This is a genomic window from Mesorhizobium sp. M2A.F.Ca.ET.067.02.1.1, from assembly GCF_004023285.1.
In the GTDB taxonomy this organism is placed as follows: domain Bacteria; phylum Pseudomonadota; class Alphaproteobacteria; order Rhizobiales; family Rhizobiaceae; genus Mesorhizobium.
In genome coordinates, this window is sequence record NZ_RZSB01001427.1 from 1 (window position 1) to 460 (window position 460).

Here is a 460-nt window from a genome sequence, read left to right on the forward strand (position 1 = left end):
CGATCAGGCGCGGAAGGTCGCCCACGGGGACCGGATTGTTCGAAACATAGGCAGAGACGACGTCGGCGGTAAGCTCGATGAGGGCGTCAGTGTTGTTCTCGGCTTCTTCTGTCACGGAGTGCTCCTGACTTTTGGCTTCTGGGAAGCTCGGCTTCATTAATGAAGCAGCCAAAGAACGCAATGAAAGTTGCGTTAGGTCTTACCACAATACCGTCTTTCCAGGGCGAAGCGCTAGCCAAATGCACATGGATGGCGCATCGGCTACCCTTAACTTCCACCGGAACGATCGATTGGCGCTTTGGCTGTGGACGAACAATTATTTCCAGCAGGACCGTTTCGTTTTGGCTTTGAAGCAGCCGTCGAAAATTACTTCGGCTCAGCACCTACAATGCCCGGATCCTGTCACTCTCCATAGGCAAACGCACGAAAGGAGAAATCTCCAAGCCTCACAGCGGAGGAC

Annotated in this window: 1 pseudogene; it reads right to left on the reverse strand. The window is 53.7% G+C overall.

Going from position 1 to position 460, the window contains the following annotated elements:
- A pseudogene (locus EOA28_RS40775) lies at window positions 1-115 on the reverse strand (MucR family transcriptional regulator); the annotation flags it as partial.
- Window positions 116-460: the final 345 nt, after the last annotated feature.